The following is a 21157-nucleotide window of genomic DNA, read 5'->3' as shown; positions in this document are numbered from 1 at the left end:
CGCCAACACATCATGTAGTGTTGATTCTGTGCTGGACCGTCAATTCGTGAACAAATAGTCAAATAAACGTTTCAGCAATGGCACTCGGTGATGCGTGGATCCAATGCTTAGCATCGTACTGTATGTATTCCCAGAAAATCAACTAAAAGCTCCTGTGGGGCATTCAATAGCGTTTTTATGTTTTTTGTAGTGCTACCTAGCAGGTTCTCGCTATAGCCCGTCATGCGGGATTCTAGGTGCCTTACCGTGACTGTCACGTTTTCATTCATTTTCAATTGTGACGTGTCACGTTTTCACTTCCGATTGATTTGACGCGTTACTGAATTGCTCAGTTATGACCATTGGATCGACCCAGGTTCGTGATTCAATAACGTCGTGCGGGAATTCGGCCTAGCGATTTTCAGGAGACGAAAATCCTTTTTTATTGGGCGATGCTGATAAAGTCGCCGTTTATCACATAACGCTGACAGGGAGTCGCGCATGGCAAAGCCCGCCGCACGCATAACCGATCCGACTAATTGCCCAATGCCAGGACATGGTGCCGAAGCCATCGCCTCAGGTTCGTCTGACGTGTTCTTCGACGGACTTGCTGCAGCCCGTATGGGTGACACGTGTACCTGCGGAAGCGCGTTGGTTTCAGGCGTATCAGCCACCGTATTCATTAATGGAAAAAACGCAGCACTTGTTGATACGGTGGGTACTCATGGAGATGTAGTGGTCGCAGGCTCCAGCACGGTCATCATCGGCGATTCGCATACCCCTGCGCCGTTCATACCTCCGATACCGCTCTCAATTCAGAAAACCTACGGGCAGTCGTTCAACATCACTGACAGTGAAACAGGTGCTCCTTTAGCCTTCCGTGACTACGTCGCAATGATCAACGGTGTAGAAACTACCGGTGTTACAGATGCCAACGGCATAGCTCATGTCAAAACCCCAACGCCAGATGCCAAGATCTCACTTCATATCATGTTCAGTGCACCGGCTAGGACGCTTCATGAACTGGCGGAGGGACGCTAATGCCTGCTCCGTTCTTAACACAAGCCATCGCCCAGGAAATCAAGCCTGGCGAGTTCATGTGCCCGATTCCGATTACCGTGAACGACCGCGCCGCAACGCGAGAGGCGATCATCAAAAAAGCACGCTCGCTGAACGCCACGTTCGTAGAACGCTCCTCATGGGGCGCTGCGAAAGGCAAGCCGGGTATGGTGATGGATTGGGACTACAGCATGATTGCCCTCCACCATGCTGGGCGAAGCCATAGCTGTACGCCAGGTGGTGGGCAAATGCAGGAAATTCAAAAAGGTCATATGGGCCAGGCCTACGACGATATCGGCTACCACTATGGGATTGATTGCACCGGCCAGATATTCGAGGGGCGTGACATCCGTTTTCAGGGATCGAGCGTGTTGAAGTTCAACACAGGTTTAATCGGGATTGTACTGCTTGAGAACCTGACGACACCGGAGGAGGGCGGCGACTGGGTCGCGAAGGGACGCGTCGCTCTCGACAGCATCGGCTACAGCACTACAAACGTGATTCCGGCTGCTCAGATTACCGCGCTGATGCATTTGATCGAATCACTTAAAAGCGTGTTCGTGATCAAACATTTCGGTGGTCACAGGGAGTATCCGGGACAGGCGTCCGAAGGGAAAATCTGTCCCGGCAATATAGGAATGGAGCTGGTAAGAAACCTCAGAACCAAGACACAGTTGTTGCCTCCACCGGCACCACAAGAATGAAGAAGCTATTAATCGTGGCGGTCTTGACGTTAGTGGCCGCGCTCTATGTTGGTTACTACGAGGCCCTTGAAGACGGCGATGTCGAAACCATCCTGTTCATCAAGAAACATCCGACGTTCCAGATGAAGTTTTATAACATCCACGCGAACGATGGTGAGATCAGGAAAGTCGAAAGGCTCACTGACGATGAGCGCAACAAGATTATCGATTACTGCAAGTATCGGCTTGGATTCGACACTAAGGTCAAGACGCAAAATGACGTTGAGATCTGTAGGACGAAATAGCGCTAGGCGTTAAAAAGAAAAAGGCCTCTCTAGAGGCCTTTTTATCAGGTCTGGCTTTATTTGCTCAGCCAGCTTTCGACTACATCGGAACCGTGCTCGGCTTTCCACTCTTTCAACGTCTTGTGATTACCGCCTTTGGTCTCTACGACTTCGCCGGTGTGAGGGTTTTTGTAAATCGCCCTTCAGGGCTTCCAGAGCCTGGAGCTGCTCGGCCAAGTGTTTTTCCAGCTGACGGTATTCGGCAAGTTTGGACATTGGCGTTTCCTACTATGTGTTTTGAAGGTATCTATTTGAATAGTATTACTGCATACAAGTTCAGCGTTATTGTCGGCCGTTTAACTTGCTTTCGAGGTGGCTCATTTCAGCCTTTATCAAGTCGACAGTGAGTGTCTGAACCTTCGTGGCTTTTCCGGTTTTGATATCAACGATTTTCAGCAAGGCGGTCAAATGGTTTTTGCGCGCCTTCAAGGTGTCGGTCCAGCTTGCGCTGCTTCGTATTTGGGTGATCATGATCTTTATCCTGGCAGGTCTTTAAAGAGCCCGACAGCGCGGGCTCTTTCAGGTGTCGCGGCGTGTTACAACGAGAGGACGTCCTGTACGGTGTATTTGTAGGAACGCTCCGACAAGTCACTGCTAGTCCAGTTACCGAATCTTTCACCCTCCTCAGGAAGCACCAACTTCATCAGACTAACTTGATCGCCACCAACTAGGTTAATGGCCGCCCAGAGCTTTCCTCCCATGTCCAGCAATGCTTGAGCTTTTTCGTTCCACTGTTCCTCTAAAACCGTCCGCGCCAGGTACAGTGCTTTTCTTTCGATGGCTTTATGTTCCTTCTGAGCCTCGGCAATGTATTGGTCGACTGTGGCCAGCTCGTGCTCTAGCGCGGTCATGATCAGGTGTTGTCGACGATTGTGCTCGGTCGCAGACGCGAGGTTTTTCGCAGCCTTCTGCGCTTCTGCGTTGGCGTTCTTTTCGCCCTCGGTGTCGCCCCATGCCACCGCCTGTGCATAAGCGGTTGCTGCATCGGTTTCGGCTTGCCGTGCTTTCGCCAAGTCTTCGGTTGCTTGCTGTCGGATCTGTTCCAAGCGGGCACTGAGGCTATCCCGCTTTTCGTTGAGTTCTTGCTCGTCCGCTTTCCAATTCGCCATCGAGTCGGTGAAACCGGCCATCAAGGTTTCGTGATTGGCGAGACTCTCGCGTCGAGCAATCTTATTGCCCATGATGCTGGCGTGATGCATTCGAGAGTCGTAAGGGATTTTCAGGGTGTTGTACTGTTTCCGTATTTCATATGCTCGATCAGCATCCATGACCTCGTCGCCCTCCAATAGCGCTTCCAGCGGAGCTATTTCGGTATGCAGTTGTTCGGCTTCACTCAGGTATTTATCCCGCACGACTTTCAATCTTTCGATTTCGTGCAGCAGCTGCTGTTTCTTTTCGCAATGGCCGATCGTTTCACTGCCGTCCGGCACAACCTCTGAAAGTCCTGCGACTTCAAGGCCTTCCAGTTCATTGGTCAGCGGTTCGCGTTGCTCTGTCGGTGCTTGAAATTCGTTCATCTGTCTTGTTCCTTTGAAATTTGATTTGGGTTGAATGAGCGGCTGGCGAGGCCGGGAATGAGCCGGCGCTACCTCGATCAGCAGAGATGCCCTCAGGCAGCCCGAGCCTCGCTCTCATCCGTTCCCGGAATCGTCTTCACGATGTAGCAGCGTTGCGGACCGAGGCCGGGCAACCGGACCAGACTCGACGCCTTACCGTCGCTGCCCGGCTCCAGCACGCCGCGCTGCAACAGTTCCTTGTTCACTGCGTTGATGTTCATGCCCCGGAAGATTTCTGAGCGCCACATCTCAGGGAGCACGTAATAAGTGTTTGTGGTGTGCATTGTGTCGCCCATCCCATGCTCCAGCGCTTTGCGAAAGCCAAGCCGGTCGATGGTGCGCGGGCCGTGTTCGTCGATTTTTGCCGCCGCCGATTCCCAGCGGGTGAAGCGACTTTCGCCAAAGCGCTCGATGACCTGGCGCAGCCGCGCCAAGATCGCATCCCCCTCAAAGTTACCGGCGCCGCCACGCTCGTTTAACCAGGCGTTCAAACACACTCGGGCCGCAGTAGTTGCGGTCCCATCCGGCCAGCCGGTGATGCCCATGGCGGTGGCCAGCTCGCCCGCTGCTGCCGCAAGGCCGAAACGAGCGGCCGCACGATGTGCCTGTCCACTGGCTGATGCCGGGAGCGACTTGGCGATAAAACCTTCCAGCGTGCGGCGCAGGATGGACGACCAGCCGTGACGCTTGCCGGGTTCGCACAGCGCCGTCAGGAAGGCAGTGAGTGGTGTGCCGTAGTAGTTCGCCACCCGTGCCTTGAGCGCGTCGGACAGTGCTGCGGCGTCTTCAAAACCATTGAGCGTGTCGAACATGCCGAGGCCTTTGCTGGCATCGGCCGGGACGGCGAGCATGCGCACCTCCATGCCCGCTTTCAGCTCCTTGTTGGCCTCTGCCATGTGCTGGGCCAAGGTCTTCTCGCCGGTGGAAAGGAACAGCAGCCGCCATTCCTGTACCTGTCGGCCTGCTTGGCCCCGGTCATTGGCGCGGGCTTTGCCGGTACCGTTGCCGAGCATGTACACCGTCTCGCCGATGATGCGCGCATCGCACATGCCGATTTCGTCCAGCACCAGGAGGCCGTCGGAATGCGCGGCGGCGATGGATTCCAGCGCGTTATCGGTGGAGCGCCACGAACGCACCAGACGTGGGCCGCCGTAGATCGAGGCGGCGACTTGCAGGTGAGTGGTCTTGCCGCCTGAACTGTCGCCGTACAGGTGAAAGCCGCCCGACTCATGGCCGAGCATGTGCAGTAGTGGACCCGCAAAGGCCACGCCGACGACAAACGCCAAGCGATGGTTGCCAACACACAAAGCGCCGATCTGCTGTTGCCATTGCTCCAGCGTGCCCGCTTCGCTGATCGGTGGAAGTTGCGCACCGGCCTCGTAGAAGTGCAGGTGTTCGCTGTGCGCGCCGACCTGCTGCTCGGGCAGTAGAAAGGCGCTGTCGTGCCAACCTAAGCGGGTAACCAGCCGCGCCCGTTGCGCACTGTCGAAGCCGCCGAGGTAACTCTGCAGGTCGTTGCGTGCATTACGCCCCGAACGACTCCCTGCAAGACGTAAACCCATGTCCACCAGAGGCCCAAGAACGTCTTTACCAAAGTCGCCGGTCATGGTGCGCGCCGGGATGTTCCAGCGCTTCTTGGTGCCGTCTGGGTCGTCGAATTCGACCAGCAGTCCCCAGTTGTGGCCCTTCTCGTCACGGGTACGGGCGAGGATCGCCAGAGGTGAACACACCGGGCGTGCCTCGCCGTCGTCGCCCGCATAAAACACGCCTTCGGGGGTTAAGCGGAAGCCACCGGGCATCAAGTCATTTTTCGATTTTGCCGGGCGCTTGGTCGCTGTTTTTGTCTTCGGTTCCGGCTTGGTGTCAGCCTGTTCCGTGACCGACTTTTCCACAGGCAAACCGGACAGTTCACCGCTGCTTTCCAGTTCGACGAAATGGGCGGCTGTCCAGCCCTTGGTGAGTGCATCGGCTGCATCGTCGCCGTCGCTCCACTGACCACCTTTGGCGAAGGCGGCGCATTCGCCCTTCAATGTGGGCTTGCGATTGAACACATCCAGTGCGATGACTCGAACCGAGGCGGCGCCGATTTCGCTCAGCTTTTCGGCGACGGCGTCCATGCAGACTTTGCCGCTATCGTCGTTGTCTGGCCACAACAGCACGTCGCGACCTTTGAGCGGAGTCAGGTCGGCTTTGTGCCAGGAGTTGGAGCCGTTCGGCCAGCAGGTGGCCACGTAGCCGGGCAATAGTTCGGCGGCGGCATCCGCAGCTTTTTCGCCTTCGCACAGGGCAACTGGCGCGTCAGCGCGCTGGTTCAGTTCATCAAGGCGCAGCAATGGGCGCGGATCCGGCAGACCTTGCCACCGCCACTGCTTAGTTTGGCCATCGGCGCGCTGACACCATGTCAGTGGCGCAAAGACCTTCTTAGGCTTGCCGTCTTCATCCAGGCCGAGGTCGAAGCGGTAGAGCGCCATAAGTGGCTGGCCTTGCGCATCACGATAGATCCACACTTTGGACGGCACGCCGTGCTGTCGATGCTTGGTCGGGCACTTGTTCATGGCCTCGGCCGGGATCGGCTGTATGGCGATCCACTCCGGCGCTTTTGCCTTGCCGGGGAGGGGGGGCGACTGGGCGGCGCCGGGCGAGACGTTGAGCAGGTCCGCCAGTTTGGCGCAGGCCTCGACATCGGTGCCGCCGTCCAAATAGCGCACCAGATCGATCAGATCGCCGCCCTTGTCACCGGTGGCGAAGTCGGCCCAGGTGCCCTTGCTCAAATTGACCTTGAGCGAACCGGCGCGCTTATCACTGCGGGTTGGATTCGGGGCGGTGTATTCCTTGCCGCCGTCCACGCGCTTGCCGTTGGGCAGCCAATGCGACAGGACGCGATCAATGTCTTTTAACGCGGCGGCTTTTACGTCGGCAAAGCTTGGTCGTTTTGCGGTGCTGTTCGGGCGTTGGCTCATGCGTCAGCCCTCGGCAAAAACAGTGCGTCGTTGATGTCATCGATCAGGGCTTTGGCCATCTCGCCCAGGTACAGAGCGGGCCAACTGAAACGCTCGCCGTGGTCGCTCATGGCGGCGTCGAGGTTGAGCTGGTTCGCGTGATGCTGTAGCAGCGACACCATCTCCAGCGCATCCTCGACTGGAACACCAGCGTTGACCCGGAACAGCTTCAGGTCGGTCGCGTTAACGCGGGAGAAAGTGGCGTGGCCCAGTGTGGTAGAAGCGGTCATAGTGCACCGCCTTTATGCACCGCAGGCGTTGAGGTGGTATCACCGTGCATGGCGAGCGTTTTGATCAGGCCGAGGGTGCCGCGCACGTCCCAGAGGACGGCGGCAATGACGTGATTGGCGAGGCGCGAGGATTCGTTTTCGAAGTGATCCTCAAGCAGCGTCAGTACCGAGTCGGCACGGTCAATGGCGCAGGTGATGGCGTCGATAGGCACGCCGGCTTCTGCTTTTGGATTTACGCAAAGCAGGTCTTCAGGCAGCGAGAAACTCAGGGTGTTGTTCATTGGGCACCGCCTGCGGTTTCGAGCGCGCGGGCTTTGGTCATGTGAGCGTTGTAACGGGAGAGACGTGTTGCGAGGCTGGAGTTGGCGTGTAAAGCGGCGAGAGCCATTGCACGGTGTGCAGCGGCGCGAATTTTGGACGGATTGATGGCGTGCATGTAGAGCTCCTTTTGCTGAGGAGCTGCCACCGCTTGCGGCCAAGCAAGGAATGGTGACAGCTGTACGCGGGTTGGCCGACCGGGGCAAAAGGGACCCGGCACACCCGAAGGTGTCCCACGCACAGCCGCCATAACACGATACGACGGGCACAAAAAAAGCGCCTGCGTTCGGATGGAGGGCGCTTGTGCGCCTTTTGCGGTTCGGACGGCCAAGTCCGGACGCTGAATTTGCAGCGACGTCCAGAGAGTAACGTCCGTTATTCGAAAGTGCAACTGCGCTGATGGCTTGCGGATTTTTCAGGTGCGGCATAAATTGTTCGTGCATTTAGATTGACCTCAACGCCTCCGGATCGCCCCCGGAGGCGTTTTCGTTTCAGGCATGGGCTTCCCAGCGCAGGGAAAGGAGGGGCAGGAATCCACCGCTGAGCATGGAGCGGGCGTCTTCGTAGGCGTGCGTTTGCTGGCCTTCGACGATCACGGCACCGGTCCTTTCGCAGTGGAGGGAGAGGGCGCACCAGGTGCCATCGGCCCAACTGAGTACACTGACCACGCGCCCCTGTTTGTCCTGCTGGCTGCGGTAGCGCTCAAGGCGTTGCATGAGGCGCGGCGAAAAGCCGATCCGGCGCAGCACGGAAAAGGGATGCATCAAGGCGTTATTGGCGATCTGACGGCTCATGCGGCCTCCTGCACGTGGGCAAACAGCGGCGGTGGTGTTTCACCTTTGAGCCAAGCCAAGATCTTGCTGTCCTCGGCACACCGACGACGGTGCTCTACGGCCATCTGCTCGCGGCGTTGTGCCAAGCACTCATCCACATAGCAGGTCAGATCGGAGGTCAAGCGCATGTCGTGGTGAGCGCGCTCGCTAGCCGTCTTTTCCATTGCGAGATCTTGTTCGGTAATGCGCTGCCACACTGCCGGATCGTTTGCGTATCCGCACGACTGATCAACCAACCAATAGGTGACCCAGTCGCTCATGCCAAGGGACTTCAGCGAGGTCAGGCGACCCGCTTTCATGGCGAAATGACCGGTGCCATGAATGCTGGAAAACTCTCTGCGTACTGCGTTTAGGCGAATCAGCTCTGGCAGTTCCCACGGATTGGCTTTCAGCGGTAGGGCGAGGCCGTCAGGACTGAAAAAGAACGCTTCCTGATCATTTCCGTTCCAGCTCACGCCGGCGATGGTGCGGTGCCGCCAGTTGATCGCGCCGGGGAGATAGAGACGGAACCCGATGGCGTAGGTGTCGTGAAAAGGGCCTTTGAACGGATTGTAATTGCGCTTCATGCGGCCACCTGATCACGCGCCTCGATGCGGCTGCGTGCCCACGCTTGAACCTCAGAAAGAACCCAGGCAACAGGAGCGCCACGGGCATTGCTGTTACTCAGTTTGACGGGCTGCGGGAAGCCGCATTCGGTGCGCTGCATCAGTTTATAGATGGTCGAGCGCTTCATGCCCACGATGCCCTCCACCTCGCGCATGCGGATCAAGGTCGAAGCGGCATCAAAAAGTGAAGTGGAGTTGGCGGGTGTTTTGCGGGAAAAATCGGTGACAGAGGTGTTCATAGGTATTGCTCTCGATTGATTTGGACAACGAGAGCAATGGTCTAGAGATTGGTCGGCGGTGAGCAGTTCACTTCCAATTGAAATTTTGGTTTACAGCACGAGATTTCGTTTGAGGATGGTGTCAACGGATTTACGCGATAGCGCCTTTTCTGTTTCGAGTGTGATCCAACCAAGGCGCTGCTTGGGCGGTTTAGCCACTTCCCGTTTTAGCCAGGCATGCACCGCTGTGGCAATGTTCCTCTCAGGCATTCCGCTCGCCAAGTAGTGCCGCCCCTGATGAATGATTGCAGCGTCGCGGGCAACGATGTCTTTATTGCGCTCCATACCGCTGATGATTCCCCCTTTGCAACGGATGGCGTTCTTGATTGCGCTGTCCGCGATGGGGAGCAGCTCATCGTTGATCAAGCAAGGCAGGGAAGTGATGGGCTCCAGATAAAGAACATACTGGTCTAGTGCCTGGATACGTTCGTTGGGATCGACCTGCATCTCCACAAACTGACAATAGAGATCCCATGGCCAGTCGGTCGGAGGTTCAGCAACATGCGACCAAGCCGCCTTATCGGTGTCACGCATCCAGTCGGCCAAAGCTCCCAGCGCCTTCACTGCGCAGGCCATGATATAGGCAGCATGCGCCTCGCGTTCCGATGCCGAGTGGCACTTACTGTACTGGCGAACCCAATGTGCAAGACGGGCTCTGTTGTCAGTTGAGGCGTATTGAAAAATTGTCTCTTCGTGCATCGTTGTGTGGATGCACATACTGCTGAGATCGCTGTCGATGTCGCCGGTCTGAATGCGCACACAACACTGATTGATCAGCTCGCACACGTCAGTGAGCTGTTCATTGCAGAACTCGTAGAGCGGTTGCCCTGAGAGATACTGGATCAGGCCAGCGGTTAGCGCCGAGTGCAAGATCGGGTGATTATCAATCATACCAATGGCTCTCAACGTGTAACGCTTTATCCCGCGCCCTGGGTCGTGCATGCGTAGCCAGCGATATTTGCGCTCTCGCCAAGTGTGCCGAGCGTCGGCCCGCAGCAAGTGAGGGGCTTGGACTGGCGTTACACATCAGAGGTGCGTTACATCGAGTGTACGGAAGATCGCGCAGGGGTGTAACGGGCGCGAAAGCCAATGAATTCTGGCGTTTTGGGGAGGTCGTTACACGAGTAACACCGGTAACATGGATTTTGAAGGGGATACGGATATGCGCAGTCATACCGCTTTCCCGAACTTGCCATTGATCACTTTTTCACTTGCTAACGCATCAAGGTGATCTGCATACCACTGCATCATTTTCACCCTGTGCTCAAGGTATTGAGCCTTGTTGTAAATCCCAGAGATTCCCTCTTCTTTATGAGCCAGCTGCGCTTCGACATGCTCCTTAGGCCAGTCGTGTTCTCTAAGGAGAGTGCTAGCAGTATGGCGAGTGCCATGGCCGACCAAGCGACCTTTGTAGCCAATCGTCGCGAAGACTTTGTTGATGGTGTTTTCGCTAATGGTTGGATTCTTAGAGCCAACTCCGGGAAAAAGCCATCTACTGCGCCCGGTTAGGCAATGGAGCTCTTTGAGAGCGGCAAGCGCTTGCTTAGGGAGCGGACACACAAAATCTCTACGCATCTTCATCTTGGCGGCAGGTGTCGTCCAAATCGCTTTATCAAGGTCGAACTCTTTCCATTCAGCTAAGCGAACCATGCCCGGTCGAGATGCGGTCCAAATGCAGAGCCATGCTGCAGTCCGGGCCGTTAACCTGCTGGGGGTGTTTTTGAGTGCCTGGAGGAACTCTGCCAGCTCAGGCTCCAGCAAATGTGGATGCTGCTGAGTCTTCGGGGCTTGAGCTGCAATATCGCGCAGGCGGCTGCCCGGGTCGTTTTCGGTGAGACCTAAACCGATTGCTCGGCCGAAGATCTGATTGATCCAAGTGCGGCATTTTTCCGCCACGTTGTGTGCATCTCGGGCTTCAAGGGATGCCTGGAGTTCTGCGCAGTCGGTACGGGTAATTTCGTCGAGGGGCTTATCCCCCAGCGCCGGGAGTATGTCTTTATCGAGGTAAGTGCGGATTTTGTTAAGAGTGGAAGGGGCGAGGCCCTTTTCTTCTTTGGCCTTGAGCCAAGCTTCAGCCGCCGCTCGAAAGGTCCGAGTCCTGGCAGCATCAATGGCTGCTTTGGCAGAGCGCTTCTGTTCAAGAGGGTCGGCGCCACTGCTAACTATCTTGCGTAGTTCGGCAGCTTTGTCCCGTGCCAACGCCCCACTTACTTCCGGGTAACCCCCGAGCCCCATCCAAGCCCAATTGCCCGCCGGACGTTTGTAGCGAAGCTGCCAGGATTTACCACCATCAGGTTTGACCCTGAAGTAGAGGCCGTTTCCGTCCAGCTCCCGGTATTCCTTTGATTCCGGCTCCAATCCCGCAAGTGTCGTGTCAGCGAGAGGGCGGCGCTTGATGTCTGCGCGCTTCATCCTTGTATCCCAAAGTTCGGTATTTTTCTCAGGATACAAGCAGGGATACAGGGATACAACGGATAAGGGGAGACAGGGGTAGACAGACAGGCACAAAAAAACCGGCCAAGTGGCCGGTTTCTCTGGGTCTGAGAGGCTGGTAGAGACTCTCAGATACTGCTATGTGGTGCCCCGAGGGAGACTCGAACTCCCACTCCTTTCGAAAACGGATTTTGAATCCGCCGCGTCTACCAATTCCGCCATCAGGGCTCAATGGCGGCGAAGTATAGAGATGAGATAACCGTCGGTCAATCAGGTACATGGAGAATTTTTGATATTTCCGCTAGACTTCCCGGCCCTGCTAGACGAACCCCATCATGCGCGTTGCTGACTTTACTTTTGAGCTCCCTGATTCGCTGATTGCTCGCCACCCTTTGGCCGAGCGTCGCGGTAGTCGCCTGTTGACCCTGGACGGGGTCAGCGGCGCCCTGGCACACCGTCAATTCACTGATTTGCTTGAGCATTTGCGCCCGGGCGATTTGATGGTGTTCAACAATACCCGGGTGATTCCGGCGCGGCTGTTTGGCCAGAAGGCTTCCGGCGGCAAGCTGGAGATTCTGGTGGAGCGGGTGCTCGACAGTCATCGCGTGCTGGCGCATGTGCGTTCCAGCAAGTCGCCCAAGCCGGGGTCGAAGATCCTGATCGACGGCGGTGGCGAAGCCGAGATGCTGGCGCGTCACGATGCGTTGTTCGAACTGGGGTTTGCCGAAGAGGTGTTGCCGCTGCTCGACCGTGTCGGGCATATGCCGCTGCCACCTTATATAGACCGCCCGGATGAAGGCTCGGACCGCGAGCGTTATCAGACGGTGTACGCCGAGCGCCTGGGCGCGGTGGCGGCGCCGACGGCGGGGCTGCATTTCGATCAGCCGCTGATGGAGGCGATTGCCGCCAAGGGCATCGAGACTGCGTTCGTGACCTTGCACGTCGGCGCCGGCACCTTCCAGCCGGTGCGCGTGGAGAAGATTGAAGATCACCACATGCACAGTGAGTGGCTGGAAGTCGGTCAGGACGTGGTCGATGCCGTCGCAGCCTGCCGTGCTCGCGGTGGTCGCGTGGTGGCAGTGGGGACCACCAGCGTGCGTTCCCTGGAAAGTGCCGCGCGCGATGGCGTGCTCAAGCCGTTCAGTGGCGATACCGACATCTTTATCTACCCAGGCCGGCCGTTTCATGTGGTCGATGCCCTGGTCACCAATTTCCATTTGCCCGAATCCACGCTGTTGATGCTGGTTTCGGCGTTTGCCGGTTATCCGGAGACCATGGCCGCTTATAAAGCCGCCGTCGACAACGAATACCGCTTTTTCAGCTACGGTGATGCGATGTTTATCACCCGTAATCCCGCACCACGTGGCCCTGAGGACAAAGAATGAGTCGCCAAAGTCGTATGTCGTTTGAGTTGCTTGCTACTGACGGCAAGGCGCGTCGCGGTCGTTTGACCTTCCCGCGCGGTACCGTCGAGACCCCGGCGTTCATGCCAGTGGGCACGTATGGCACGGTCAAGGGCATGCTGCCGCGGGATATCGTCGCCACCGGCGCAGAAATCATTCTGGGTAACACCTTCCACTTGTGGCTGCGTCCTGGCACCGAAGTGATCAAGAAGCACGGCGACCTGCACGATTTCATGCAGTGGAAAGGCCCGATTCTGACCGACTCCGGCGGTTTTCAGGTGTTCAGCCTGGGCGCCATGCGCAAGATCAAGGAGGAGGGCGTGACCTTCGCTTCTCCTGTCGACGGCGCCAAAGTGTTCATGGGCCCGGAAGAGTCGATGCAGGTCCAGCGTGATCTGGGCTCGGACATCGTGATGATCTTTGACGAATGCACCCCGTACCCGGCCGATGAAGATGTCGCTCGCGTATCGATGGAGCTGTCGTTGCGCTGGGCCCAGCGTTCGAAAAACGCCCATGGCGACAACACGGCGGCGTTGTTCGGCATCGTTCAGGGCGGCATGCACCAGGATTTGCGCATGCGCTCCCTGGAAGGCCTCGACAAGATCGGCTTCGATGGCCTGGCCATCGGCGGTCTGTCGGTGGGCGAGCCCAAGCACGAGATGATCAAGGTACTGGATTACCTGCCGGGCCAGATGCCGGCTGACAAACCTCGTTACCTTATGGGCGTTGGCAAACCGGAAGATCTGGTTGAGGGTGTGCGCCGCGGTGTGGACATGTTCGATTGCGTGATGCCAACCCGTAATGCCCGCAATGGGCATCTGTTCATTGATACAGGCGTGCTGAAGATCCGTAACGCGTTCCATCGCCATGATGATTCGCCGCTGGATCCGACCTGCGATTGCTATACCTGCCAGAACTTCTCCCGTGCTTATCTGCACCATCTGGACAAGTGCGGCGAAATGCTGGGTAGCATGTTGAATACCATCCACAATTTGCGCCATTACCAGGTGCTTATGGCTGGTTTGCGCGAGGCTATTCAACAGGGTACATTGGCCGCCTTTGTCGATGCCTTCTACGCCAAACGCGGATTACCTGTTCCGCCTTTGGACTGAGTTTTCTGACCCCAAGATTCAACATTTGCAACTGGAGTGCTAAATGAGCTTTTTTATCTCTAACGCCATGGCTGACGCCGCTGCACCTGCTGCTGGCCCAATGGGCGGCGGCTTTGAGTGGATTTTCCTGGTCGGTTTCCTGGTCATCTTCTACCTGATGATCTGGCGTCCACAGGCCAAGCGCGCCAAAGAGCAGAAGAACCTGCTGGGCAGCCTGCAAAAAGGTGACGAAGTTGTGACCACCGGTGGTATCGCCGGCAAGATCACCAAAGTGTCCGACGACTTCGTTGTTCTGGAAGTCTCCGACACCGTCGAAATGAAATTCCAGAAAGGCGCCATCGCCGCCACGCTGCCAAAAGGCACGCTCAAAGCGATCTAAGTTTCAACTTCTACTCAATCGACGGGGCGCGCAAGGCGCCCCGCGTCATAAGCGGGCGGCGTGATGCTGAACAAATACCCTCTGTGGAAATACATTCTGATCCTGGCGGTGCTGGCGATCGGTCTGATTTATTCCGCTCCCAATCTATACCCTGATGACCCGGCCATTCAGGTCAGCGGTGCAAGCACTGCACTGCAGGTTACTCAGGCTGATCTGGATCGTGTGAGCACCGCGCTCAAGGAATCCGGGATCAACGTCAAGGCGGCCACCCTGGCTGCGGGCGGCAAGGGCGGTCTGATCCGTCTGACCAAGGCTGGAGATCAGCTGCCAGCCAAAGACGTCGTGCGCAAGGCATTGGGTGATGACTACGTCGTTGCACTGAACCTGGCACAAACCACCCCGCAATGGCTGCGCAACCTTGGCGCGCACCCGATGAAGCTGGGGCTGGACTTGTCCGGTGGTGTGCACTTCCTGCTGGAAGTGGACATGGACAAAGCCCTCGACGCACGCCTGAAAGTCTACGAAGGCGACGTCAAGAGCCTGTTGCGTAAAGAGCGTCTGCGCTATCGCAGCCTGCCGCAACTGGGCGGTGCCATTCAGCTGGGTTTCACTGATGAAGCAGCCCGTGAAGAGGCGCGTGCGCTGATTCGCAAGAACTTCAACGATTTCGACATTGTTCCGGCCGACCTCAATGGCCAACCGGTACTGCGTCTGGCGATGACCCCGGCCAAGCTGGCGGAAATCCGCGAATACTCCATCAAGCAGAACTTGACCACGGTACGTAACCGCGTCAACGAGCTGGGTGTTGCCGAACCTATCGTTCAGCGTCAAGGCGCCAACCGCATCGTGGTTGAGCTGCCGGGCGTGCAAGACACCGCAGAAGCCAAGCGTATCCTCGGCAAGACGGCCAACCTTGAGTTCCGTCTGGCGGCTGAACCTGGCGCTTCGAAAGCCACTTCCGAGTCGTTCGAGTTCCGTGAGGGCAATCGTCCTCCGGCGCTGATCGAGCGTGGCCTGATCATCACCGGTGACCAGGTGACTGACGCCAAGGCTGGCTTCGGCGAGCAAGGCACGCCAGAAGTGAACATCCGTCTGGATGGTCACGGTGGCGAGCTGATGAGTCGTGCGACTCGCAACAACGTCGGTCGCAGCATGGCGGTGATCTTCATCGAACAGCGTCCGGTCACCACTTACGTCAAGCAAGTGGTCAACGGCGTCGAGAAAGACGTACCGGTTCAGACGTTTAAAGAAGAGAAGAAGATTATCAGCCTGGCGACCATCCAGTCGCCGCTGGGTGCCCAGTTCCGCATCACTGGCCTGAACGGCCAGGGCGAATCGTCCGAACTGGCGCTGCTGCTGCGTGCCGGTGGTCTGGCGGCACCGATGTACTTCGCTGAAGAACGTACCATCGGCCCAAGCCTGGGTGCTGACAACATCACCAAAGGTATCGATGCATCGCTGTGGGGCATGCTGTTTGTCTCGCTGTTCATCATGGCCATCTACCGCTTCTTCGGCCTTATCGCCACTGTCGCGCTGACGGTGAACATGGTGATGCTGCTGGCCTTGATGTCGCTGCTGGGTGCAACGCTGACCCTGCCGGGTATCGCCGGTATCGTGTTGACCATGGGTATGGCGGTCGACGCCAACGTACTGATCTTCTCGCGGATACGTGAAGAGATTGCGGCTGGCATGACTGTGCAGCGGGCAATCAACGAAGGCTTCGGCCGGGCATTCACCGCGATTCTCGACGCCAACCTGACAACCTTGTTGGTCGGCGGGATTCTCTTTGCCATGGGCACCGGCCCGGTCAAAGGCTTCGCAGTGACCATGTCCCTCGGGATCTTTACCTCGATGTTCACGGCCATCATGGTGACCCGCGCGATGGTCAACCTGATCTTCGGCGGTCGTGACTTCAAGAAGTTGTGGATTTAAGGGGCTGCCATGTTACGTACAATCAACTTCATGGGCGTTCGCAACGTTGCGTTCGGCGTCACATTGTTCCTTACGGTTCTGGCTCTGTTCAGTGTCGCCACCAAGGGCATGAACTGGGGGCTGGACTTCACCGGCGGTACGCTCATCGAGCTGACCTACGAGCGTCCGGCTGACGTCACCAAGGTGCGTGAGCAGCTGGTTACGTCGGGTTATCACGAGGCGATCGTTCAGAGCTTCGGTGCGACTACCGATTTGCTGGTGCGTATGCCAGGTGAAGACCCGCAGCTGGGTCACCAGGTGGCCGAGGCCTTGCAGAAGGTCGGTGGCGACAACCCGGCGGTGGTCAAGCGCGTCGAATTCGTCGGCCCTCAGGTCGGTGAAGAACTGCGCGACCAGGGCGGCCTCGGCATGCTGATGGCGCTGGGCGGCATTTTGATCTACCTGGCTTTCCGCTTTCAGTGGAAGTTTGCGGTCGGTGCGATCGTTTCGCTGATCCACGACGTGATCGTGACCATCGGCATCCTGTCGTTCTTCCAGATCACCTTCGACCTGACGGTACTGGCGGCGGTGCTGGCGATCATCGGTTACTCGCTCAACGACACCATCGTGGTATTCGACCGGGTTCGTGAGAACTTCCGGGTGCTGCGCAAGGCCAGCCTGATCGAGAACATCAACATCTCGACCACGCAAACCCTGCTGCGGACCATGGCGACGTCGATCTCCACTTTGCTGGCGATCGCGGCCCTGTTGTTCTTCGGTGGCGACAACCTGTTCGGCTTCTCCATTGCCCTGTTCATCGGTGTTCTGGCAGGTACTTACTCGTCGATCTACATCGCGAACGTGGTGCTGATCTGGCTGAACCTGAGCAGCGAGGACCTGATTCCTGCTGCGGTGGCCGAGACGGAAGTCGACGACCGTCCATAACGGTTAGCGCTTTTCAGCTGTAGCCCGAGAAGGCGCGAGTATTGAACTCGCGCCTTTTTTTATGCTCCAAGGCTGGGAGAAGCGCGGGTTTGTCCCGTCTGTGATGGTCAGGAGGTTCATGTGAACAAGTCGTTGCTGGTTGGTGCGGTATTGGGTGCTGTCGGTGTCACTGCCGGGGGTGCTGTTGCCACCTACAAGCTAGTTAAAAGCGGCCCTGAGTATGCGCAAGTGTTGGCCGTTGAACCGGTCAAGACACAAATCAAGACTCCACGTGAAGTGTGCAAGGACGTTACGGTTACCCGGCAAGCGCCGGTAAAAGATCAACATCAGATCGCCGGTACGGTGGTCGGCGCGCTGGCGGGTGGCCTGTTGGGCAACCAGATCGGCGGCGGTACAGGCAAGAAAATCGCCACAGTGGCCGGTGCGGTCGGCGGTGGTTATGCGGGTAACAAGGTGCAGGAAGGCATGCAGGAGCGTGATACCTACACCACCACTCAAACCCGCTGTAACACTGTGAATGACATCAGCGACAAGGTTGTAGGCTACGACGTTCGTTATTCACTGGATGGCAAGGAAGGCAAAGTGCGGATGGATCGCGATCCGGGCAACCAGATTCCGGTCGACAAGGAAGGCAAGTTGATCCTGGGGCAGAACGAGCCGGCTCAACAATAAGTCGAGCGCCTCACGCAAAAAAGAAGCATCCCGAGAGGGATGCTTTTTTTGTGCCTGAATTTTATGTTCACCGCCAGCGTGCTATGAAAGACTCTTCATTTTTCGCAGCCTTACGCCTGCCTGTCTGAGACTCCATGCCTGCCATCGATCATCCCCTGATAGACCAGTTCCTCGACGCCCTGTGGCTGGAAAAAGGCCTTTCCGATAACACCCGCGATGCCTATCGCAGTGACCTGGCCTTGTTTAACGGCTGGTTGCAGGAGAAAGGCCTGGAGCTGATCAACGCCGGTCGTGAGTTGATTCTTGATCACTTGGCCTGGCGCCTGGAGCAAAACTACAAGCCCCGTTCTACGGCACGGTTTCTTTCCGGTGTGCGTGGCTTTTATCGCTATTTGCTGCGGGAAAAGCTGATCGCTGTCGATCCGACCTTGCGCGTCGATATGCCGCAACTGGGTAGGCCGTTGCCTAAATCCTTGTCGGAAGCCGATGTGGAAGCGCTACTGGCCGCGCCGGACCTGAGCGAGGCCATCGGTCAGCGTGATCGCGCCATGCTTGAGGTGCTTTATGCGTGTGGCTTGCGGGTCACGGAGCTGATCAGCCTGACGCTGGAACAGGTCAACCTGCGCCAAGGCGTGCTGCGGGTGATGGGCAAGGGCAGCAAGGAGCGGCTGGTGCCGATGGGGGAGGAGGCGATTGTCTGGGTCGAGCGTTACATGCGCGATGCCCGTGGCGAGCTGCTGGGCGGGCGTCCCAGCGATGTGCTGTTCCCCAGCCTTCGCGGCGAACAGATGACCCGCCAGACCTTCTGGCATCGCATCAAGCACCAGGCCAAGGTCGCCGGGATCGGCAAGTCGCTGTCGCCGCACACCCTGCGTCATGCCTTTGCCACGCACTTGCTCAACCACGGTGCCGACCTTCGAGTGGTGCAAATGCTGCTCGGCCACAGCGATCTCTCGACCACCCAGATCTATACCCACGTCGCCCGGGCGCGTTTGCAGGATCTGCATGCCAAGCATCATCCCAGAGGCTAGCGCAAACCCTGTGGCGAGGGAGCAAGCTCCCTCGCCACGGAATTATGGCCAGTCATGCATCGCGGGGTGTCTCGCGTCACCCGCATTCGGCCACAGGGGCCTTATGTGGTAGGCTTTGTCGGTTTGCACGATGGGCGGTTATGACCCGGTGTTTCGGCACGGGCGTTCTGATCGTCCCATTTGTCCGCCTTCAGGAGTTCTCATGCGTCTGACCCAGATTTTCGCCGCCGCAGCCATTGCGTTGGTCAGCACCTTTGCCGTCGCCGATGACGCGGCCGACAAAGCCATTCGTAAAAGCCTGGAAAACCTCCAGCTCGAGGTGCCGGTCGAAACCATCACTGCCAGCCCGCTGCCAGGCCTGTACGAAGTCAAACTCAAGGGCAGCCGCGTGCTTTACGCCAGTGCCGACGGCCAATACGTCGTGCAGGGCTACCTGTTCCAGCTCAAGGACGGTAAACCGGTCAACCTGACCGAGAAGACCGAACGCCTGGGCATTGCCAAACTGATCAATGGCATTCCAGTGGCTGAAACCGTGGTCTACCCGGCCATCGGCGAAACCAAGTCGCACATCACTGTCTTCACTGACACCACCTGCCCGTACTGCCACAAGCTGCACGCCGAAGTGCCGGAGCTGAACAAACTGGGTATCGAAGTGCGTTATGTTGCATTCCCGCGCCAGGGCCTGGGCTCGCCGGGTGACGAACAACTGCAAGCCGTGTGGTGCTCCAAGGACAAGAAAGCGGCCATGGACAAAATGGTCGATGGCAAGGAAATCAAGGCCGCCAAGTGCGAGAACCCGGTTTCCAAACAGTTCGCCCTCGGTCAGTCGATCGGCGTGAACGGTACACCGGCCATCGTTTTGGCCGACGGTCAGGTCATTCCGGGCTACCAGCCTGCGCCACAAGTCGCCAAACTGGCATTGGGCGCGAAATAGTTTCGCATCGTCACGGTCAGCCTTGACGATCATGGTCTGGCGGCAACATTGTCAGGCCATTAATAGAGAGCCGCGAGTATGCGGTTGTTTTCACGGCCGGCCTTGAGTCGGCCGTTTTATGGGGAGTTCACAGTGAAACCGGTCAAAGTAGGCATCTGTGGGTTAGGGACCGTCGGTGGCGGTACCTTCAACGTACTTCAGCGCAACGCCGAGGAAATTGCTCGTCGTGCCGGGCGTGGAATCGAAGTGGCACAAATTGCCATGCGCACGCCAAAGCCTCAGTTCCAGACGACCGGTATTGCGATTACCAACGATGTGTTCGAAGTGGCCACGAACCCTGAGATCGACATCGTTATAGAGCTGGTGGGCGGCTACACCGTTGCCCGCGAGCTGGTACTCAAGGCCATCGAGAATGGCAAGCATGTGGTCACCGCGAACAAGGCACTGATTGCCGTTCACGGTAATGAAATTTTCGCCAAGGCTCGCGAGAAGGGCGTGATCGTTGCGTTCGAAGCGGCCGTGGCCGGCGGCATCCCGGTGATCAAGGCGATCCGTGAAGGTTTGTCCGCCAACCGCATCAACTGGGTGGCCGGGATCATCAACGGCACCGGCAACTTCATCCTCACCGAAATGCGTGAGAAGGGCCGGACCTTCGAAGACGTACTCGCCGAGGCGCAAGCCCTGGGTTACGCCGAAGCCGACCCGACCTTTGACGTCGAAGGCATCGATGCGGCCCACAAGCTGACGATCCTGGCGTCCATCGCGTTCGGCATTCCGCTGCAATTCGACAAGGCTTACACCGAAGGCATCACCAAGCTGACCACCGCTGACGTGAACTACGCCGAAGCGCTGGGCTATCGCATCAAGCACCTGGGCGTGGCGCGCAGCACCGCGGCCGGTATCGAGCTGCGTGTGCACCCGACGTTGATCCCGGCTGATCGCTTGCTCGCCAACGTCAACGGCGTGATGAACGCCGTGATGGTCAACGGTGATGCTGCCGGTTCGACCCTGTTCTACGGCGCTGGCGCCGGCATGGAACCGACCGCTTCGTCGGTGATCGCCGACCTGGTGGACGTGGTTCGCGCCATGACGTCCGACCCGGAAAACCGCGTACCGCACCTGGCCTTCCAGCCGGATTCGCTGTCGGCCCACCCGATCCTGCCGATCGAAGCCTGCGAAAGCGCTTACTACCTGCGCATTCAGGCCAAGGACCATCCGGGCGTACTGGCTCAGGTGGCGAGTATCCTGTCGGAGCGCGGCATCAACATCGAATCGATCATGCAGAAAGAAGTCGAGGAACACGACGGTCTGGTGCCAATGATCCTGCTGACGCACCGTGTGCTGGAACAGCACATGAACGACGCGATCACCGCCCTGGAAGCCTTGGAGGGCGTGGTCGGCCCAGTCGTACGGATCCGCGTCGAGCACCTGAACTAAGCCGTTATCGTTCACC

The 21157-nt window shown here is 57.7% G+C and carries 23 protein-coding genes, 1 tRNA gene and 1 pseudogene; 12 read left to right on the top strand and 13 right to left on the bottom strand.

The annotated features are described in order from the left end of the window. Window positions 1–480 precede the first annotated feature (480 nt). Genes PSH88_RS25250 through PSH88_RS25240 form a run of 3 tightly spaced genes read left to right on the top strand, consistent with a single transcriptional unit; the run spans window position 481 to window position 2026 of the window. The gene (locus tag PSH88_RS25250; protein ID WP_305423316.1) at window positions 481–1020 is read left to right on the top strand and encodes a PAAR domain-containing protein; all 540 of its coding nucleotides are present in this window, start codon (window positions 481–483) and stop codon (window positions 1018–1020) included. Further along, window positions 1020–1742: a peptidoglycan recognition protein family protein gene (locus PSH88_RS25245; protein ID WP_305423314.1), complete on the top strand. Its 723-nt coding sequence runs from the start codon at window positions 1020–1022 to the stop codon at window positions 1740–1742. The genes PSH88_RS25250 and PSH88_RS25245 overlap by 1 nt, the downstream gene beginning before the upstream one ends. Continuing rightward, the gene (locus tag PSH88_RS25240) at window positions 1739–2026 is read left to right on the top strand and encodes a hypothetical protein (protein WP_305423312.1); all 288 of its coding nucleotides are present in this window, start codon (window positions 1739–1741) and stop codon (window positions 2024–2026) included. Before PSH88_RS25245 ends, PSH88_RS25240 begins: the two co-directional genes overlap by 4 nt. A 56-nt stretch (window positions 2027–2082) precedes the next feature. Here the strand turns inward: PSH88_RS25240 and PSH88_RS25235 are convergent. The 13 genes and pseudogenes from PSH88_RS25235 to PSH88_RS25175 all read right to left on the bottom strand — a co-directional run. Further along, window positions 2083–2199: pseudogene (locus tag PSH88_RS25235) on the bottom strand (DNA binding protein); the annotation flags it as partial. A gap of 148 nt (window positions 2200–2347) precedes the next feature. Continuing rightward, the gene (locus tag PSH88_RS25230) at window positions 2348–2536 is read right to left on the bottom strand and encodes a hypothetical protein (protein ID WP_305423310.1); all 189 of its coding nucleotides are present in this window, start codon (window positions 2534–2536) and stop codon (window positions 2348–2350) included. Window positions 2537–2601: 65 nt separating this feature from the next. Beyond that, complete coding sequence (locus PSH88_RS25225) at window positions 2602–3582, bottom strand: chromosome segregation protein SMC (protein WP_348529742.1); 981 nt, start codon at window positions 3580–3582, stop codon at window positions 2602–2604. 92 nt (window positions 3583–3674) lie between these two features. Then, window positions 3675–6581 carry a DUF927 domain-containing protein gene (locus PSH88_RS25220; RefSeq protein WP_305423308.1) on the bottom strand — a complete coding sequence of 969 codons (2907 nt, stop codon included), beginning with the start codon at window positions 6579–6581 and terminating at the stop codon, window positions 3675–3677. Then, a complete protein-coding gene (locus tag PSH88_RS25215) occupies window positions 6578–6850 on the bottom strand; it encodes a DUF3077 domain-containing protein (protein ID WP_305423306.1) in 273 nt (90 codons plus the stop codon). The genes PSH88_RS25220 and PSH88_RS25215 overlap by 4 nt, the downstream gene beginning before the upstream one ends. After that, window positions 6847–7131: a hypothetical protein gene (locus tag PSH88_RS25210; RefSeq protein ID WP_305423304.1), complete on the bottom strand. Its 285-nt coding sequence runs from the start codon at window positions 7129–7131 to the stop codon at window positions 6847–6849. Before PSH88_RS25210 ends, PSH88_RS25215 begins: the two co-directional genes overlap by 4 nt. Beyond that, entirely contained in the window at window positions 7128–7286 is a 159-nt protein-coding gene (locus PSH88_RS25205) for a hypothetical protein (protein ID WP_305423303.1), read from the bottom strand. Before PSH88_RS25205 ends, PSH88_RS25210 begins: the two co-directional genes overlap by 4 nt. A gap of 373 nt (window positions 7287–7659) precedes the next feature. Beyond that, window positions 7660–7962, bottom strand: a complete 303-nt coding sequence (locus PSH88_RS25200; protein ID WP_305423302.1) for a hypothetical protein — start codon at window positions 7960–7962, stop codon at window positions 7660–7662. After that, window positions 7959–8567, bottom strand: a complete 609-nt coding sequence (locus PSH88_RS25195) for a hypothetical protein (RefSeq protein ID WP_305423301.1) — start codon at window positions 8565–8567, stop codon at window positions 7959–7961. Before PSH88_RS25195 ends, PSH88_RS25200 begins: the two co-directional genes overlap by 4 nt. Then, window positions 8564–8845 carry a helix-turn-helix transcriptional regulator gene (locus tag PSH88_RS25190; RefSeq protein ID WP_305423300.1) on the bottom strand — a complete coding sequence of 94 codons (282 nt, stop codon included), beginning with the start codon at window positions 8843–8845 and terminating at the stop codon, window positions 8564–8566. The genes PSH88_RS25195 and PSH88_RS25190 overlap by 4 nt, the downstream gene beginning before the upstream one ends. A gap of 90 nt (window positions 8846–8935) precedes the next feature. Continuing rightward, entirely contained in the window at window positions 8936–9775 is an 840-nt protein-coding gene (locus PSH88_RS25185) for a hypothetical protein (protein ID WP_305423299.1), read from the bottom strand. A gap of 279 nt (window positions 9776–10054) precedes the next feature. Beyond that, complete coding sequence (locus PSH88_RS25180; RefSeq protein WP_305423297.1) at window positions 10055–11296, bottom strand: tyrosine-type recombinase/integrase; 1242 nt, start codon at window positions 11294–11296, stop codon at window positions 10055–10057. 164 nt (window positions 11297–11460) lie between these two features. Further along, a tRNA-Leu gene (locus PSH88_RS25175) sits at window positions 11461–11545 on the bottom strand. A 107-nt stretch (window positions 11546–11652) separates the two neighbouring features. Between PSH88_RS25175 and queA the strand changes: the two genes are divergently transcribed. The 9 genes from queA to PSH88_RS25130 all read left to right on the top strand — a co-directional run bounded on the left by queA (window position 11653) and on the right by PSH88_RS25130 (window position 21141). Further along, entirely contained in the window at window positions 11653–12702 is a 1050-nt protein-coding gene (queA, locus tag PSH88_RS25170; protein WP_105344839.1) for a tRNA preQ1(34) S-adenosylmethionine ribosyltransferase-isomerase QueA, read from the top strand. Window positions 12703–12716: 14 nt separating this feature from the next. Continuing rightward, window positions 12717–13832, top strand: a complete 1116-nt coding sequence (gene tgt / locus PSH88_RS25165) for a tRNA guanosine(34) transglycosylase Tgt (protein ID WP_019651852.1) — start codon at window positions 12717–12719, stop codon at window positions 13830–13832. A gap of 43 nt (window positions 13833–13875) precedes the next feature. Next, window positions 13876–14211 carry a preprotein translocase subunit YajC gene (yajC, locus tag PSH88_RS25160; RefSeq protein ID WP_008014002.1) on the top strand — a complete coding sequence of 112 codons (336 nt, stop codon included), beginning with the start codon at window positions 13876–13878 and terminating at the stop codon, window positions 14209–14211. Between the two features lie 63 nt (window positions 14212–14274). Continuing rightward, complete coding sequence (gene secD / locus PSH88_RS25155; protein WP_305423294.1) at window positions 14275–16143, top strand: protein translocase subunit SecD; 1869 nt, start codon at window positions 14275–14277, stop codon at window positions 16141–16143. 9 nt (window positions 16144–16152) lie between these two features. Beyond that, window positions 16153–17067 (top strand): protein translocase subunit SecF, encoded by a 915-nt coding sequence (secF, locus tag PSH88_RS25150; protein ID WP_305423293.1) that lies wholly within the window; start codon window positions 16153–16155, stop codon window positions 17065–17067. Between the two features lie 120 nt (window positions 17068–17187). Continuing rightward, window positions 17188–17739: a glycine zipper 2TM domain-containing protein gene (locus PSH88_RS25145; RefSeq protein WP_008072859.1), complete on the top strand. Its 552-nt coding sequence runs from the start codon at window positions 17188–17190 to the stop codon at window positions 17737–17739. 134 nt (window positions 17740–17873) lie between these two features. After that, a complete protein-coding gene (xerD, locus tag PSH88_RS25140) occupies window positions 17874–18770 on the top strand; it encodes a site-specific tyrosine recombinase XerD (protein ID WP_019651849.1) in 897 nt (298 codons plus the stop codon). A gap of 202 nt (window positions 18771–18972) precedes the next feature. Then, on the top strand, window positions 18973–19704 hold the full coding sequence (gene dsbC / locus PSH88_RS25135) for a bifunctional protein-disulfide isomerase/oxidoreductase DsbC (RefSeq protein ID WP_305423292.1): 732 nt from the start codon (window positions 18973–18975) through the stop codon (window positions 19702–19704). Between the two features lie 132 nt (window positions 19705–19836). Next, complete coding sequence (locus tag PSH88_RS25130) at window positions 19837–21141, top strand: homoserine dehydrogenase (RefSeq protein WP_305423291.1); 1305 nt, start codon at window positions 19837–19839, stop codon at window positions 21139–21141. Window positions 21142–21157: the final 16 nt, after the last annotated feature.

This window comes from Pseudomonas wuhanensis (assembly GCF_030687395.1).
GTDB classification, from domain to species: Bacteria; Pseudomonadota; Gammaproteobacteria; order Pseudomonadales; family Pseudomonadaceae; genus Aquipseudomonas; species Aquipseudomonas wuhanensis.
Note: the sequence above shows the minus strand (reverse complement) of the source record. Positions and strands in the feature narration are given on the sequence as shown.